General features: G+C 67.3%; 13 protein-coding genes. 5 read left to right on the forward strand and 8 right to left on the reverse strand.

What is annotated here, in order from left to right:
• Positions 1 to 18: 18 nt before the first annotated feature.
• Both ACTJKY_RS09560 and ACTJKY_RS09565 read right to left on the reverse strand, forming a co-directional pair.
• Complete coding sequence (locus ACTJKY_RS09560) at positions 19 to 399, reverse strand: hypothetical protein (protein ID WP_440845681.1); 381 nt, start codon at positions 397 to 399, stop codon at positions 19 to 21.
• Positions 294 to 1,034 carry an ATP-dependent DNA ligase gene (locus ACTJKY_RS09565; protein WP_440845682.1) on the reverse strand — a complete coding sequence of 247 codons (741 nt, stop codon included), beginning with the start codon at positions 1,032 to 1,034 and terminating at the stop codon, positions 294 to 296. The genes ACTJKY_RS09560 and ACTJKY_RS09565 overlap by 106 nt, the downstream gene beginning before the upstream one ends.
• 726 nt (positions 1,035 to 1,760) lie before the next feature.
• Between ACTJKY_RS09565 and ACTJKY_RS09570 the strand changes: the two genes are divergently transcribed.
• Positions 1,761 to 3,980, forward strand: a complete 2,220-nt coding sequence (locus ACTJKY_RS09570; protein WP_440845684.1) for a hypothetical protein — start codon at positions 1,761 to 1,763, stop codon at positions 3,978 to 3,980.
• Between the two features lie 2 nt (positions 3,981 to 3,982).
• Positions 3,983 to 4,723, forward strand: a complete 741-nt coding sequence (locus ACTJKY_RS09575) for an SDR family oxidoreductase (RefSeq protein WP_440845686.1) — start codon at positions 3,983 to 3,985, stop codon at positions 4,721 to 4,723.
• A gap of 3 nt (positions 4,724 to 4,726) precedes the next feature.
• On the opposite strand, the gene ACTJKY_RS09580 is transcribed toward ACTJKY_RS09575, so the two are convergent.
• Positions 4,727 to 6,220, reverse strand: a complete 1,494-nt coding sequence (locus ACTJKY_RS09580; RefSeq protein WP_440846322.1) for an MFS transporter — start codon at positions 6,218 to 6,220, stop codon at positions 4,727 to 4,729.
• Between the two features lie 161 nt (positions 6,221 to 6,381).
• Between ACTJKY_RS09580 and ACTJKY_RS09585 the strand changes: the two genes are divergently transcribed.
• The 3 genes from ACTJKY_RS09585 to ACTJKY_RS09595 all read left to right on the forward strand — a co-directional run bounded on the left by ACTJKY_RS09585 (position 6,382) and on the right by ACTJKY_RS09595 (position 8,764).
• Positions 6,382 to 7,236, forward strand: a complete 855-nt coding sequence (locus ACTJKY_RS09585; RefSeq protein WP_440845687.1) for an MBL fold metallo-hydrolase — start codon at positions 6,382 to 6,384, stop codon at positions 7,234 to 7,236.
• Entirely contained in the window at positions 7,233 to 8,243 is a 1,011-nt protein-coding gene (locus ACTJKY_RS09590) for a patatin-like phospholipase family protein (RefSeq protein WP_440845689.1), read from the forward strand. Before ACTJKY_RS09585 ends, ACTJKY_RS09590 begins: the two co-directional genes overlap by 4 nt.
• A 95-nt stretch (positions 8,244 to 8,338) precedes the next feature.
• The gene (locus tag ACTJKY_RS09595) at positions 8,339 to 8,764 is read left to right on the forward strand and encodes an alcohol dehydrogenase catalytic domain-containing protein (RefSeq protein WP_440845691.1); all 426 of its coding nucleotides are present in this window, start codon (positions 8,339 to 8,341) and stop codon (positions 8,762 to 8,764) included.
• Between the two features lie 230 nt (positions 8,765 to 8,994).
• Here the strand turns inward: ACTJKY_RS09595 and ACTJKY_RS09600 are convergent, their stop codons facing one another.
• From ACTJKY_RS09600 to ACTJKY_RS09620, 5 genes are all read right to left on the reverse strand, one after another.
• A complete protein-coding gene (locus tag ACTJKY_RS09600) occupies positions 8,995 to 9,939 on the reverse strand; it encodes a formylglycine-generating enzyme family protein (RefSeq protein ID WP_440845692.1) in 945 nt (314 codons plus the stop codon).
• Positions 9,936 to 11,591, reverse strand: coding sequence for an arylsulfatase (locus tag ACTJKY_RS09605; protein WP_440845694.1), 1,656 nt, complete (start codon positions 11,589 to 11,591; stop codon positions 9,936 to 9,938). The genes ACTJKY_RS09600 and ACTJKY_RS09605 overlap by 4 nt, the downstream gene beginning before the upstream one ends.
• 67 nt (positions 11,592 to 11,658) lie before the next feature.
• Positions 11,659 to 12,600 carry a TauD/TfdA dioxygenase family protein gene (locus tag ACTJKY_RS09610; RefSeq protein WP_440845696.1) on the reverse strand — a complete coding sequence of 314 codons (942 nt, stop codon included), beginning with the start codon at positions 12,598 to 12,600 and terminating at the stop codon, positions 11,659 to 11,661.
• An 18-nt stretch (positions 12,601 to 12,618) separates the two neighbouring features.
• Positions 12,619 to 14,016: an MFS transporter gene (locus tag ACTJKY_RS09615; RefSeq protein WP_440845698.1), complete on the reverse strand. Its 1,398-nt coding sequence runs from the start codon at positions 14,014 to 14,016 to the stop codon at positions 12,619 to 12,621.
• Between the two features lie 4 nt (positions 14,017 to 14,020).
• The gene (locus ACTJKY_RS09620; RefSeq protein ID WP_440845700.1) at positions 14,021 to 16,426 is read right to left on the reverse strand and encodes a TonB-dependent receptor; all 2,406 of its coding nucleotides are present in this window, start codon (positions 16,424 to 16,426) and stop codon (positions 14,021 to 14,023) included.
• Positions 16,427 to 16,592 lie beyond the last annotated feature (166 nt).

The raw sequence follows: 16,592 nt of genomic DNA on the forward strand, positions 1-16,592 counted from the left end.
CCCTTTCAATTACACATATTAGTTTTGCCGAGCGTTTGCGCCGGCACCCGGAAGCGTCGACAGTTCGGCCGGGCAAACCTCGTGGATCAGTTGTTCCAACCGGCATTGTGCCGGCGCCTTGTCGGGCCGCCAGCGCAGCAGTTTGGTGCCGTGGCGGAAGCGGTCGCCGGTCACCTGGTCGTACAGCACTTCCAGAACCAGTTCGGAGCGCAGCGGCACCCATTCGCTTTCGGCACCATTGTTCCACCGGCTGGGCCCGCCCGGCGCCTTGCCGGTGAAGCCGGGTGGCGCGATCAGCGGTTCCAGCGTGCGCAGCAGCGCCAGCCGCTCGGCCGCAGGGATGCCCGAGGTGAAGCCGACATGGTGGAGCAGGCCGGCATCGTCGTAGAGGCCCAGCAACAGCGATGCGACGCCGTCTCCCGCCTGGTGCGACGAAAGCCGCCGACGACGCAATCGGCGGTGCGGTGCTGCTTCACCTTCAGCATTGCCCGCTCGCCGGGGCGATAGGGGCCGTCGAGCCGCTTGGCGACGACGCCGTCCAGCGCCCCGCCGCCCTGCGCAAGCCACGCGCGCGCAGTGTCCAGATCCTGCGTGCGGTGCGAGAGCAACAGCGCCGGTCCGCCATGCGCCAGGTGAAAGGCTTCCAGCGCAGAACGGCGTTCGTACAGCGGCGCTTCGACGAGCGAGCGGCCGTCGACGCCGAGGCAATCGAACAGCATCAGTTGGGCCGGCGTTTCCTGCGCCAGGCGCCGGATGCGGCTCGGCGCCGGGTGGAGCCGGGCCTGGAGCGCATCGAACGAGAGCACGCCGCCGACCGGCAGGATCAGTTCGCCGTCAAGAACGAACTCCGGGCGGTTGACGGCAGCGAGGGCGGCGACGATCTCAGGGAAGTAGCGGCTGAGCGGCTTGCCCGACTTCGAGTGGATCTCCACCGCATCTCCGTGGCGGAAGACGAGCGCCCGAAAGCCGTCCCATTTGGGCTCGAATTGCCAGCCGGGTTCCTCGGGTAGCGCGGCGACCAGCTTGGCTTCCATGGGGGGAGAGGTCGGGCGTCGCCATGAGGTTTCCTCGTACGGGATTGCGCGGGACGAACGCCCGGTGGTCGGTCGGGTTCAGGACGAAGGGGCTGCCGGCACGCCGGAGACGAGGTGCGAAAGCAGCAGCGCATCGCCGCGGACGAAGCCGTGTTGTCGAAATGCACCAGACAGACCGATCGGGTGTGCTGTCCGAGTTGATGGCTTCTGCCATGTCCCGCAGGCGCGTCTCGCCATAGGCGGACCGGACATCACCGGCGATCCGTGCAGCCGCCGGGGAATGCCCCCTCGGGTACGCGCGCCGGGTCGGCAGCGACGCGTGCGACGTGTCGATTGGCAAGCAGTGCGTCCGCGTCCGTCGTAAACCAGCTCGCATGCCGCGGCTCGCAGGCGATCGGGACGGCGGTGTGCCTGGACAGGGGCGTCGGCGAAGGCGGAGAACAACGCCGCGTCGAAGTCGAAGCTGGGCGGCAGCTGCAGGAGCAGGATCGGCAGCTTGTCGCCCAAGCCACCGACTTTAACGAGGAACCGGCCGAGTTCCTCCTCCACCGCAGCCACGTCGCGCGGTCCGGCGGTTTGGGCACCAATTGGTTCCTGAGCCGAAGCAGCGTGCGGACGCACCTCCTGCGGAAAACACGCTAGCCTGGATTAGAAGGCCGGCCGATCGTCGGAACCAGCGCCGCCTTCGATCTTTGCCCATGATCCTGTCATTCATCGGAGAGGCGCATGCCGAACACGGCAATCCTCGAGGCAAAACCTGCCAGCCCGTACCTTCTCACCTTGCGCGATGCACTGCGCGAGGCCGAAGCGCCCATTGCAAGCTTCGAGATCGGGGATCTCGATGTGGAGATCCTGGCAACCGGCGACTCCGTCTTCGCGGTGATCCGCCGGGACGGCAGTGGCGGGCTGGCAGTTCGGGCGGCGTTCGTCCCGGCACCCTTCGATATCGCAGTCGCGCACAAGGCGCCCGACGAGGCGGCGCGGCTGCGCGTGACGAGCCGGATGGGCGAACATGTCCTGTCGTTCGTCGCTGCGCAGGACGCGCTGGAGCAGATCCGGATCGTCACCCGGTTCACGCCCGCCGGGCTGACGGTGCTGCCGTTCGTCCCGCGCGATCTCTATCCGCTGGGCCGGGGCAACGATCCGCTGCGTGCCGAAGGGCTGGTCGAGGCGTCGCAGCGGGGCATCAACACCGGACTGCTCTACTTCCGCATCGACGAGCCGGCCTTCGGGAATGTGCTCTACGTCCAGAACCTGACGGCTTCGAACGCCTATTTTCGCGCGACCAGCACGAAGCCGTGCAAAGCGGTCGGCGGTGCCTGGCCCGAACTCGGCTACAAGCTGCCGGTGCCGCCGGAGAGCGCGGACCCTGCCGAGGTGGCACTCGCGGCGGGCGAGACGGTCACGCTGTCGGATGCGATTCTCGTCTTCCGCCACGAAGCGCCGCCGCACGAGCGCGAGTCCGCGCGGCAGTTCCTCCAGATGCTGGGCACCGCCTATCGCATGCTCGAACTGCCGCCGGTGGCCTATCGCGACTGGGTCGAGCGGGCCGAACGGTCGCTGCGCGACCTGGCGGAGGCGCCGGAAGCCACCGTCCGCCACTATGGCCACCGCTACGTCCATCCGTACACGGCGGCCGAATATCCGGACATCATGGTGCAGATGTCCGTGATATCGGCGCTGCACGACTGGGGCACCTGGTGCGGCGAGCCGCATCCGCTGGAAGCGGAGTTCAAGGGCGGCTTGCGGAAATTCTACGATCCCGATCTCCAGACCTTGCGGCGCTATCTGCCCAATGTCGGCAAGGACAAGGACGCCGATGCGGTCGACAGCTGGTATCTTTATCATCCGCTGGTGAACCTCGGCCACCTCGCGCTCGACGGCGATGCCGCGGCGCGCGAGCTGTTCCTCGGCTCGCTCGACTATGGCATCCGCGCCGCCCAGCATTTCGACTATCGCTGGCCCATCCAGTATAATGTCACGGACTTCAGCGTGATCACCGCCGAGGCGCCCGCCGACGGCCGCGGTCAGACCGATGTCGGCGGTGTCTATGCCTGGGTGATGCTGCGGGCCTTCGAGCTCACCGACGACAAACGCTATCTCGACGAAGCGCGGGCAGCGATCGATGCGGCGATGGGGCTGCGGTTCGATATCAACTATCAGGCGAACCTTACCGCCTGGGGCGCGGCCGCCTGCATGCGGCTGTGGCGGATCACCAATCGCGACGTATATCTGGAGCAAAGCTACGTCTATCTCGCCAGCTTCCTGCACAATGCGGTGATCTGGGACAGCCAGATCGGCCTTGCGGCTGCGTACGAGACCTTCCTTGCGGTCACCTGCCTGCAGGATGCGCCGTACATGGCGATGTACGAGTGCTTCGACAGCTATGTGGCATTCGGCCACTATCTCGATGACGGCGGGCCGGAGCTCGATCCGGAAGCACGGATGCTGATCGGCGAATATTGCAAATATGTGCTCTCGCGCGCCTGGTATTACTACCCTGACGCCTTGCCAAGGGAGGCCATCGCCGAGAAGCAGCGCGAGGCGAACGGGCATGTCGATCGCAACCTCTCCTTCCCGCTCGAGGATCTCTATCCGGACGGGCAGCAGGCCGGGCAGGTGGGGCAGGAAGTATATGGTGCGGGTGCAGCCTTCATCTTCGCCTCGCGCGCGTTCCACCGCATCGACGGGGCGCCGTTCCTGTTGTTCTGCGACTCGCTGGTCCGATCGGTGGAGCGCACCGGCGACCAGGCGCTGACCCTCCAGCTCGACGCCGGTGAAACTGCCACCGCCAATGTCCGTCTGGTGCGGCTGAAGCGGCGCAAGTTGCCCAAGAGCGGTCTTACCACCGCCGGCGGCGACGCGATTCGCCCGAGCGGCATCTCCGACGATCGCATCGACTATGTCGTGCCGGCGAACGGCCGGCTGATCCTCACCTGGGAATGACCATGACGCAGGAAACCACCGCCTTGACTGGCAAACGCATCATCCTGACCGGCGGGACCACCGGGATCGGCCGGGCGACGCTCGCGCTGCTGGCGGAGGAGGGCGCGCGCGTTCTCACCTTCGGGCGGCACCAGGGAGCGCTCGACGAGGCTCTCGCGCTGACCGCGACGCATGAAAAGGCCATCGGGATCGTCGCCGACGCCGCGACGAAGGAGGGCGTAGACAGCGTCTTCGCAGCCGCCGATGCGGAAATGGGCGGTGTCGACATACTGGTCACCTGCGCGGCACTGGGCGCGCAGCCGATCCACGAGATGGACGATGCCGATTGGCGCTACGTCATCGACACCAACCTGACCGGCACGCTGGCCTGCGCCCGGGCAGCCATCCGGCGCATGGAGAAGCAGGGCGGCGGCCATCTGTTGTTCGTCGGCTCGATCAGCACCGAGATCAAGGCCGAGGGCGAGAGTGTCTATGCCGCGACCAAGGCCGGCATCCAGGCCTTTGCCGAGACGCTGCGCAAGGAAGTGGCGGAGAAGAACATCAAGGTCAGCGTGATCCAGCCGGGATCGGTCGACACTGACATGCAGGAATGCAGCGACGAGCAAAAGGTGGAGGCGGTCGCGCGGGCCGAGATGCTGCACGCGGAGGAAATCGCCGAGGCGATCCGCTTCGTGCTCACCCGTGGGGCTGCAAGCGATGTGGTCAATCTGCGCATCGAGCCGCTGGTCCAGAAGACCAGCTGAGGGTTAGGGCCGCTGCGCCCGCCGCTGCCGCCTTCGCGCGCGGGCGTCGCGCAGTAGCGAGGCGGGGACGTCGGTGGCGGTACGGAGCCCGGCCACGCTGGAGATATTGCGGATGGTGCGCCGCGTCTCGTTGAGCAACTGCCCTACCATTTCGCGCCGCTCGATCTCGCCATGCTCCTGCACCAGCGACAGGCGGTGGATCGCGTAGATGCCGATCAGCCCAGCGATCAGGAAGTAGAAGTCCCAGCGCGTCAGCGCGAAGGGGAGGGCGACGACGCCGTTGGGGCTGCTCCAGCGCACCAGTAACTCGAATTGGCGCGCCGCGAAGAAGTCGGCGAGGAGGCCGCCCAGGATCGGCGCGAGGCCAGCGGCGGCGGCGGTCACCATCGCGTTGGTCGCAACATAAGCGGTGGCGGCCCCCTTGGGCGAAAGCTTGAGCGCGATGTTGGTGTTGGCCAGCGTCACCCCGGCGATCGTCGCGCCCATCAGCAGGTGCAGGCCGATCAGCCACAGCTTCACCACATCGCGATCGGCGAATTGCGAGGCACCCGCCATCGCCATGATCGCGAGGATATAGGCGGGGGCACACACCGCCATCACCGACTTGTTGGCGAAGCGGTCGCTCAGCGTGCCCCAAAGCCGCAGCGCGAGGATGTTCGCGATCTGGCTGGCCACGCTGAGCACCATCACGAAGCTGATGTTGAAGTGCAGTTGGCGGACGATGAAGACGGTGAAGAAGGGCGTCGCGAAGTTGACCGCGAACTGCCAGCTGGCGACGAACACCAGTAGCCGTCGGAAATTGCCGTCGCGCAAGGGCCGGCGCAGCAAGGCGCCGAGGTCGACCGGCCCCGGAGCTGGCGGCATCAGCGGCTCCGGCATGCTCGCGACCACGCGGGCGCTGATCAGGCCAGTGATGCAGCCCGCCGCAAACATGCCGGCGAAAACCAGATTGCGGTTGAAGGACCCGGGTCGCGTCCAGTCCAGCGCGAGCGCGGCGGCGAGCCCGAGCAACAGACTGATTGCGGTGAGCCACACCGTCCGCTTGGCGAAGACGGTGCCCAGCCGCTCCTCGGGGGCGAGATCGCGCATCCAGGCGTTCCAGGCGCAGGATCCGATCGCCCCCAGCCCGCACAACACCAGCTGCGCGGCGAGAAAAGCGAGCAGTGGCAGCGTGCCGCTGAAAAAGGCAAGCACCGCCATGATTGCCAGCATCAGCCGCCCGATCAGGCTGGTGAACACCGCGATCCGCTTGCGCGCTCGCAGCCGCTCGACGAGTCCGATCGCTGGCAGCTGGAGCAACTGCGCGAGGAAGGGAGCGCTCGCCAGGATTCCGACCATCGCGTTCGACGCGCCCAGGTGCAGCGCGAAGGCGGTGAGGATCACGCCGGTGGTCAGCGCCGCGGTACCGCCGGAAAAGATCGCGTCGGTGACGAGCAGGCGAAGCCCGCGCTCGCGTTCCTCGGACGACACTTCGCGTTGCGGCTGCAGGCTGACCATCACGCGGCAACGTGCGGCGCATGGCGAGGTGCCTCGGCGAGGCCCGGTACTTCACATAAGTTACCGAGAAAGTTGGGTGAATTCCGGACCGCGGGCGGGGCGATGTTCCTGGTTCGGAGGTTGATGGATCAGGCTTTGCAGCCAAGTCTCAGGGAGCAAGGATGCGCATCCACCATTTGAATTGCGGCACCGATTGTCCGCTCGGCGGCGCGCTGTTCGACGGGCGCTCAATTGCGCCGCTCGGGCGGCTGGTCTGCCACTGCCTGCTGATCGAGACCGATGCGCATGGTCTGGTGCTGGTCGATACCGGCTATGGCCTGCGCGACATCGCCCATCCGCATGGGCCTGGCGCACCGCGCATCACCCGTGCGTGGCGGACGATGCTCAACATCCGGCTCCACGAAGCGGAAACCGCGATCCGCCAGATCGAGGCGCTGGGCTTTCGCGCGGACGACGTGCGCCACATCGTCGTCACCCATCTCGACTTCGATCATGCCGGCGGACTGGAGGATTTTCCCAATGCCGTCGTGCATGTGATGCAGCGGGAGTATGACGACGCCACCGGCCCGCATGTCGGCACGGTCGCGCGCAACCGTTGGCGGCTGCCGCAGCTAAACGGCGTCCAGCAATGGCGCGGCTATGGCGCGCGGGGCGAGCGCTGGTTCGGCTTCGACGCGGTACGGAACTTGGAAGGATTGCCGCCCGAGATCCTGCTCATCCCGCTGCCCGGACACACCTGGGGTCATGCCGGCGTTGCCGTACGTCGTGACGACGGCAACTGGCTGCTCCACGTGGGCGACGCCTATTTCTATCGCGGAGAGATGCGCCGGGCGCGGCGGCGCTGCACGCCGGGCTTACGCGCCTATCAGAGGCTGATGGAGGTCGACGCCGAGAGCCGGATGGACAACCAGACGCGGCTGCGGCGGCTGTCGATCGAGCGCCGCGAGGAGGTCTCGATCGCCTGCGCGCATGATGCGGTCGAACTGGAGCGCTGCCAGGCGGGGCAGCCGCTTTGATCGACCTTCGCGACACCCGGGTCGTGCTGGTGCTGGCCGGCGGAAATGCGCTGGGTGCCTATCAGGCCGGCGTCTTCCAGGCCTTGCATGAGGGCGGCATCGCGCCGGAGTGGATCATCGGCACCTCCGTCGGGGCGATCAACGGCGCGATCTTCGTCGGCAACGCACACGACGTCGCGCTGGAGAAATTGGCCGCTTTCTGGCGATCGGACGGTTTCGACTGGTGGCAGGCTTGGCCCGAGACCTGGCGCAGGACGAAGGAGGCAAGTGCTACGCTGCTGGGGGGCAGGCCCGGTCTGTTCGGGCCGCTGGGTACTGCGCTGCTCGCCGCGCCCACCCCTGCACTGTACGATACCGGCTCGCTCGCGGCGACGCTGGAGTCTTTCGTCGACTTGGCTCGGCTGAACGCCGGTGCTCCGCGCTACACGGCGGTCGCCGTCGACCTGGAGAGCGGCGCGGAAGTGGCATTCGACACGCAGGATCGCTCCATCGGCACTGAACATATCCGCGCCAGCGCGGCGCTGCCGCCGGCCTTCCCGTCGGTTGCGGTAGATGGCCGGCTGTACGTGGATGGCGGCTTTGCGATCAACCTGCCGCTGGATCCGGTACTGGCGACACCCTGCGCACGCCCGACGCTATGCATCGCGGTAGACCTGCTGCCGGTGCGCAGCGGCCGGCCCGCTACGCTGGGCGCCATGGCAGCACGCGCGCAAGACCTGACCTTCGCCAGCCAGACCCGCCGCACAATTGCCCGCTGGCAGGCGCAATATGCGACAGACCCCGCTTTTGACGGCTGTTCGGTCACGCTGGCGCAACTGCTCTATGCCGACCAGCAAGTGGAAGTGGCGGGCAAGGCGATGGATTTCTCGCCCGCCTCGGTGCGCCAGCGCTGGGAGCACGGCCTTCGCGACGGCATGGAGCTCCTCCGCCGTCTTGTCGGCGGTTCGCTGCCGATCGGCAGCCCCGGTCTGCACATCGTTCCCGGCCATTTGGAGAATGCTCCATGAAAGCCGCGCTGAAGACGGTCGACGGACGCTTCACCCCCGAGGACGTGGAAGAACCCGTGCTGCCGGCCGCAAACTAGGTGAAGGCGCGCGTGCGCATGGCGGGAATCTGCGGCTCCGATCTTCGGCACTGGGAGAAGCCGGACCAGCATCTGCGTTGCTGCATCATGGGCCATGGACTAGCCGGCGAGGTCGTCGAGGTCGGCGCGGAAGTGACCCGCATTCAGCCCGGCGACCGGGTGCTGATCGTATCGGTGCTCGGCTGCGGCCGTTGCGACTGGTGCCAGGTGCAGCAATATAATCGCTGCCCCGACCTGTATCTCACCCGCCGTGCCAGCGTATCGCGCGCCTGTGCCGAGTTCGTGATCGGCCCCAGCACAAGATGCAAAAGCTGCCGGACGCGCTCGGCTTCGACGAAGGGCACGGGCTGTTCGAGGAGGCGTCCACGGTCTGTGTTCCGCCCGCATTGTGTAGGATGCCCGAGCTCGGGGTTGGGAAGCGCCTGCCCTAAATGCCTGTGCTAACCTAATGGATGGCATTTTTCATGGCATTGTGCATCTAGTGGTTCCCCATGCACTGCATTCAAATCAATTTTTCGCTTCATTGATGTTCGAGTGGGAATGCGGCACTTCGCGTGAGCGGTTAGATCCGTGCGCGTAAGATTAGATTTCCCGCCTGTTATCGGGCGCACGCAAATCAATCATAGGATGTATCGCTCGCGCGGGGTTTGTGACAATTCCGGAACCAGTTGCGTTTACCGGCTGACGGTGCGAAATCCCAGATGCGAAGCGGCGAGCGTCTCCTCCTGGGCGTGGCGGGCAGCGGGGCGATAGCGGGCGCAATAGTTGCTGGCGCAGAGATAGGAGCCGCCCTTGATGACCCGCGCCTTCGCCTCGGGCTGGCGCGGGTCGAAGCTGGGGTTGCCGGGCGAGCCGTCGCCGACCGCGAAGGGCGCATGGCTGGGCAAATACCAGCTCTCGGTCCACTCCCAGACGTTGCCGATCAGGTCATAGGCGCCCGCGCCGTTGGGCTTGAAGCAGCCGGCGGGTGCGCGACCCGTATAGCCGTCGCGTTTCGTGTTGGTGTTCGGGAAGCTGCCCTGCCAGGTGTTGGCGCGATCGGGGTTGGGCTCCGCGTCCGGATCGGCGATTCCGACCCGCGCCGCTGCTTCGAATTGCTCTTCGCTCGGCAGCGTGCGGCCCACCCAGCGGGCATAGGCTCGGGCATCGGCGAAGGTAACGGCGACCACCGGCTCTTCCTCGTGGCCCACGAGGCGGCTGCCCGGCCCTTCCGGATGCCGCCAGTTGGCGCCGGGAACGAAGCGCCACCAGCGGCGCGGATCGGGTTCGTCGATCGCGGTCTTGGGCGGCACGAACACGAAGGCGCCGCCGCCGGGCTTCTCCGCCTCGGTGCGATACCCCGTGGCGGTGACGAAGGCGGCGAACTGGCGGTTGGTCACTTCGTGCGCGTCGATGTCGAAGGCGGGCACCTCGGTCTGGGTGGGTGGGCCTTCCTCGGGGTAGTAGCGGCTGCTGCCCATCATGAAGCGGCTGGCGGGGATGCGTACCGGCCGGTCGAGATGGCTTCCCGCGCACACCCGCGGCGGCCCGGCGGGGGTGGGTGCCGCTGCCGGGCGCGTCGCCCAGAGCAGCGGCAGCGCGACCAACGGCGGGATAGCGAGGAGCGCGACCAGCTTCACGGGAAGGTCGCCGGGGTGGATTGCATCACCACGTTCGCGCCCTTGGCATAGGCATCCCACGCCGCGACCAGCGTCTTCAGCCGGGCGGGCTGCTCGGCTGCGCGGTCGCGGGTCTCGCCGGGGTCCTCGGCGAGATTGTAGAGCTTCCAGCCATCGCCGAGGTCGACGATCTTCCAGTCGCCTTGGCGGATCGCGCGGCGGCCGAACAACTCGGTGCCGACGATCTCGTCCGGTCCGTGCACCGCCTCGCTGGTCCCGCGCAGATAGGGGAGCCAACTGGCGCCGCGCACCGGCTGCACGGTCCGGCCGCCATAACTGCTGCCCTGCCAGCTGCCGCCCGCGGCCTCGACCAGCGTCGGCACCACGTCCATCACCGTGCCATAGGCATGGCTGATCCCGCCCTGCCGCTTCCACCTCGGATAGGAAAGGAACGCCGCGACGCGCGTGCCGCCCTCGCTGGTGAAGCCTTTGTAGAGGAAGGAGGGGGTGGTAGCCGCCTGTGCCCAGCCGGGGCCATAGGCAGTGTAGGAGGTGGCCGCGCCGAGATTGTCGAGCCGGTTGTCCGCTGCCTTCAGCCGCGCGGCCATGGTCGGCAGCCTGGTGGTGGCGAGGTCGATCCCCTCGGCGCCATTGTCGGCGAGGAACAGGATGATGGTGTTGTCATACTGGCCGGTCGCCTTGAGGTGGGCGATCACCTTGCCGACATTCTGGTCGAGCCGGTCGACCATCGCGGCATAGACTTCCATCAGCCGTGCCTGCTCGTGCTTCTCGGTGGGGGAGAGATGCGCCCAGTCGCGCCCGTCGGGTAGCACGAAGGGGTGCGGCTTTACGCCCGTAGGCACCAGCCCCAGCGCCTGCTGGCGCTTGAGCCGTTCGGCCTGCAGAACCTCGAACCCGGCATCGTAGCGGCCGCGATACTTGGCAATGTCTTCGGGGAGTGCCTGGAGCGGCCAATGCGGCGCGGTGAAGGTGAGATAGGCGAAGAACGGCTTGGCCGGATCGGCATGCCCGAGAAAGCCGATCAGCTTCGCGGCATAGGCATCGGACGAATAGAAGTCCTTGGGCAGGCTCGGCAGCGTGACGCCGTTTTCGCGATAGGTTGCCTGGCCGGGCAGCGGCGTGGCGGTCGCATCGACGCCGAAATGGTTGGCGCCGCCCTGGAGCAGGGTGAAGGCCTGGTCGAAGCCGTGCCTGGTCGGGTCGTCCTGCGGGCGCGTGCCGAGATGCCATTTGCCCGACATCGCGGTGGCATAGCCGAGGTCGCGCAGCCGCTCGGCGAGCGTCACCACGTCGTCAGGCAGATAGCCCTGATAGCCAGGCTTGCCGATCTGGTTGGGGGCGATCAGCTCGGCCATGTTGCCCAGGCCGGCGAGATGGTTGTCGGTGCCCGAGAGCAGCATCGACCGCGTCGGAGAGCAGGTCGGCGCGGCGTGGAAGCCGGTGAGACGCAGGCCGTGTTCGGCGAGCGCATCGAGATTGGGGGTTTGGATCTCGCCGCCGAACGCGCCGAGGTCCGAATAGCCGAGGTCGTCGGCGACGATGATCAGGATGTTGGGCCGCTTCGGGGGCGGCGCCGGGCTGGGCTGGCGCTGTGCCACCAGGGCGGGCGAGGGGAGCAGGAGCAGGAACAGGGCGGCAAGGCGAAGGCGCATGATGCGGCATATCCAGCAAAGGAGAGCCGCACTCCCCCGAGGGGAGCGCGGCCCAGGCATGGGAAGATCAGGCGGCGACGTCGACCGCGGCGACCGGCTCGGGCTTGAGCACCCGGCTCGGCTTGCCGTCGACACCGCGCGGCACGTCGCCGGCAATGGTCGCGCGGCGCAAATGGCGGGCCTGCTTGCCGAAATCGGCAATCGCGCGGTGCTGGGTGGCGCGATTGTCCCAGATGGCCACGTCGCCCGGGCTCCAGCGCCAGCGCACCGTGTTCTCGGGCTTGGTCGCGTGCTCCTGGAGGATGCCGAACAGCCGGGCGAAATCCTCGCGGCTGAAGCCGACGAAGCTCTTCACGAAGCTGCCGAGCAGCAGCAGCTTCTCGCCCGTTATAGGATGGACGCGCACCACCGGATGCTCGGTCTCGTACGCCGTGGACGCGAACACCTCGCGGTGACGTCGGACCTGCTCGCTGGTCGCCTCGGGGCGCTGCTGCGCATAGTCAAAGGCGTTGGTGTGGACCGCGCGGAGGTTCTCGACCAGCCCCTTGAGCGGCTCCGGCAGCGTCTCGTAGGCCGTCACCGCATTGGCCCAGAGCGTGTCGCCGCCCGCCGGCGGAATGGTGATCGCGCGCAGGATCGAGGCGGCTGGGTAGGCGGGCAGGAAGGTGATGTCGGTATGCCAGGCCGAGGCGGCCTCGCCTTCCTTGCTGTCGAGCTCGAGCAGGAAGCGCGAGCCCGGCGCCACCGGCACGGTCGGGTGGGCGAGCGGTTCGCCCAGGCGTTCGGCAAAGGCTTCCTGCGCGGCATCGTCGAGATGGGTCTGGTTGCGGAAGAAGATCACCTTGTGGCGGTAGAGCGCCGCGCGGATCGCCTCGACGGTGGCGTTGTCGATATCGCCGCCGAGCCGCACGTCGCGGATCTCGGCGCCGATCCGGCCGGCCACGGGGTGCACGTCGAGCACGCTGTCGGTGTCGGCGGCGTTGGGGAAGTCATGCGTCTGGATCGTCATGTGCATTCTCCTTCAGGGTCACAGGGGAAGTTGGCCGGCGGCGCGCGCATCGAGCGCGCGGCGGATGGTGGCGTGGCGCTGCTCGTTCAGTGGGAAGCGCCAGATCAGGGCGGCGGACAGGATGTGGGCAAGTGCCGGGCCCAGCGCGAAGACGTATTTCAGCGTCTCCAGCGCCTCGGGCGGGTTGGCGCCCTTGGGGCTGAACCCCATCCAGGCGACGAAGGGCAGCGCGATGCCGATGCCGATCGCCGGCCCCGCCTTGGTGGCGAGGCTGAATACCGAGAAGAACAGGCCCGTGCGGTTGTGGCCGGTCTCCAGCTCGTGATGATCGGCAACGTCGGCGACCATTGCGCGGAGCATCAGGTTGCCCGAGCCCTGGGCCAGGCCCTGCGCAATGGTGAGTGCCAGCAGCAGCCCGATCCCGCCGGGGACGACGAACAGCAGCCCCAGGTTGATCGCCACCTGCACGAGTTCGCCAACAATGGCGGTCTCGCGCTTGCCGAGGCGGCGGCCGATCTGCAGCCAGATCGGGGCGGCGAACACGCCGAAAATGAACTGGAACAGGTACAGCCCGCTCGCCCAGCCAGGCTGGCCCATATAGTTGACAGCGAAGAAGGTGATCAGGCCCGCGCGGATCGACTGGCCGGCGGTGACCGCCACGTCCGACGCCAGCACCCGCACCAGCAACCGGTCGCGCAGGATCAGGCTGGCGGTCCGCAGAAAGCCTTCGGGCCTCGGCTCGTAGGCGGGGCGCGGCGGTTCGCGGAAGGCGGTAAGGCTCAGTACCAGTGCCGGTGCCAGGGTGAGCAGGATGAAGCCGCCGACGACATGGAGCTTGAGCGCGATATCGGCGGGGCGGAGCTGTTCGAGCAGAGTCGGCAGGATCAGCACGAGCAGCAGGCCGGAGGCTTGCGCAGTCTGCTGGAAGGTCACCGATCGGGTGCGGCCGTGATAGGCGCCGGAAAGTTCCCCCGCCCAGGCGGAAAAAGGCACCTCGATCATCGTCCAGCCGGCGTAGAAGAGGAACAGCGCGGCGGCGAGGTAGAGCGGCGCCACCGCCGCGGGCGGGAAGAACAGCAGCGCCGAGCCGAGGCCGAAGAGCAGCCCGCCGGCCGCGATCCAGGGTCTGCGCCGGCCGAAGCGGCTGCGGGTGCGGTCGCTCAGCACGCCGACGAACGGATCGGCGGCGACGTCCCAGAAGCGACCGAGGAAGAAGATCAGCCCGATCGTTGCCAGCGAGAGCCCGTAGTGACTGGCGTAGAGCTGCGGCACGAACAGGATCAGCGGCAGCCCGGCGCCCGCGATCGGGATCGCCAGCGAGGCGAAGCCGATCAGCCGCCAGGCCGACGGTTCGTCGGCGCGGATCGGCGGGGAGGCGATGCGGAACCGGGTGTCGTGGGCGGGGATCGTCGCCATGGGCTCACCATTTCGTCCGGAGGGTGGCGCCCAGCGTGCGCGGATCGCCGAGGATCGCCGTGACGAGCCCGGTGTTCGCGACGCTGAGCGTCTGGAAATAGTTCTTGTCGAAGAGGTTGCGGGCCCAGACCGACAGGTCGAACTTGCCCTTGACGAGCCGCACGCCGATGCGGGCGTTGACCAGGTCATAGCCGGGGACGAGGCCGTAGCGGCTGTTGCTGGCGACAGTGTAATAGTTGGAGCGCCACGACCAGTCGGCATGACCGTACAGCGTGATCCGGTCCGTCAGCGCATGCGACGCATCGGTGCCGAGCGAGGCAGACCATTTGGGCACCCCCGCCAGCCGCTGCCCGCTCATGTTCTGGAGCGGCGATCCGCCGGGCTGCGCGGTGGTGGGGTTTAGCGTCTCCACCGGCGTCGGGCCGTTCGGATAGGTGCGATAGGTCGCATCGGTATAGGCCAGCGCGCCGGTGAAGCCGAGTGCCGCGATCGGCTGCCACGCCAGATCCGCCTCGAACCCGCGCGACCGCACCTTGGGAATATTGGCGATGTAATTGATGTAGCTGTTGGTACCGATCACCTGCTGGACGATCGTCGTCTGGTAGTTGGTGACGTCCGCCCAGAAGCCGGCCAAGTTGGCAGTAAGGGTGTGGTGAAACAGCTGCGACTTCAGGCCGAGCTCGTAATTGTCGGTCTGCTCGGGTGCGACCACGGCGCTGACGCCGGCCGGAATGGTGGTGAGGTTAAGCCCCTGCGATTTGGTGCCGCGCGCATTGGTCGCATAGAGCAGCACATCGTCGACCGGCTTCCAGCTGAGGGTCGCCAGCCAGGACCAGCTGTCGTCCTTGGCGTTCACCCTGTAATTGGCCGGCGGGGCGAGGCCGTTGCGGATCGCCTGGGCGCGCGTGGCCTGCGCTGGCGTAAGGCCCGCGAACGACTTGCCGTCAGTCTGCAGCGAGACATAGCTCCCCCATTTGTCCTCATGGGTGAAGCGCAGCCCGGTGGTGAGGCTCAACCGCGGATCGATGTGCCAGGTCGTCTGCGCGAAGGCGGCGAGGCTGCGGGTGTGCGGATCGGAGCGCGAGCGCGAGGTAAAGCCGTTCACCGCCGCATCGGACACGGCCGGCGCATCGGTCGGGTAGAGCCAGTTCGGGGCATCCGCGCCGTAGATCGTGGTGCCGACGCCGCGGACGACCTGCCAGAAATAATAGCCGCCGAGCAGCCAGTCGACGCGGTGCGCGCCGTTCGAGGCGATGCGGACTTCCTGGCTGAACTGGCGCTGGAAATTCTGCTGGTTGCTCTGGAGGTTGACCGATAGCCGGGTGACGTCGGAATCGTTCGACGGATACCAGTTCCAGTGGCGGCCGGCGGTGATCGAGGTGATCGTCGCCCCGCCCAGGTCATAGTCGATCTCGCCCGAGATCCCCCATGTGTCCATGATCGCGTAGAAGGGCGAGTTGGCGTCGGTCTTGCGCGCGAACGGATCGAAAGGGAGCGGCGTGTAGCCAGCGCGGGCGGCGCGCTGGAGCCAGTTGTTCGCGATGCTCGCGCCATTGGCATAGCTGGTGAAGACCGAGACCGGCAGGTTGATGCAGCATTGCTGGCGCTGGTTCGAATAGTCGCCGATCAGCCGGATCGACAGGCCGCTCAAGGGCGTGACGAGCAGTTGTCCGCGCGTCGTGAAGTCGTCGTAAGTATGGACGTCGCGGCCCGTCGTGACATTGTGAATGAAGCCATCGCGGTGCGTCTCGGCCAGGCTGATCCGCGCGGCGGCGAGGCCCTCGATCAGCGGCCCGCTCAGCGATCCGCGCAGCTGGCGATAGCCATAGTTGCCGAAGCTGGCCTCGCCCTGCGCTTCGGTCTCGAAGCTCGGCAGGCGCGAGCTGATGTTGATCGCGCCGGCAGTGGTGTTCTTGCCGAACAGCGTGCCCTGCGGGCCACGCAGAACCTCCACCCGCTCCAGATCGACCAGGTCGAACTGGCTCTGTCCCGGGCGGCCATAATATACGCCATCGATATAGAGGCCGACGCCGTTCTCGATCCCGTCATTGGTCAGCGCGACGTTCGAGCCCAGGCCGCGAATGTTGATGTTGGTGTTGCGCGGGTTGAAGCTGAATACCTGCAGCGTGGGCACCACCTGCTGGATCTGATCGAGCCGATAGTCGCCGCGCGCCGCCAGCGTCTCGCCGCTGATCGCGCTGAGCGCGATCGGCACGTCCTGTGCGCGCTCCTTGCGGCGGCGGGCGGTGACGAGGATGTCGTCGCCCTCGGCAGCAGGTGCGGTATCGGTCGGCGCGTCTCCCGCCGCTGCTGCGCGCACCGGGTCAATGGCGGCGAGCTGGACGGTCTGGGCCTGGGTGGCACCGGCAAAGAGCGCAACGAGGCTGGCGCCGGCAAGCCATGCCGGCACGGACGAAGCAAACGACAATGGAATCTCCCTGAGTGACGGTCGTCGGCCGATCGTCGCCGTCGGGCGCGGCTTTCCGTTGCCCGGCGCGGCATGCGCGCGGACTGTCGGACTGCGGCAGCCTAGCGGTGGATCGTCGGCTCTCTGGAACCGGTAGCGTGGGTCAGCG

The sequence above is a fragment of the Sphingomonas sp. 22176 genome (assembly GCF_052045505.1).
GTDB lineage: Bacteria > Pseudomonadota > Alphaproteobacteria > Sphingomonadales > Sphingomonadaceae > Sphingomonas.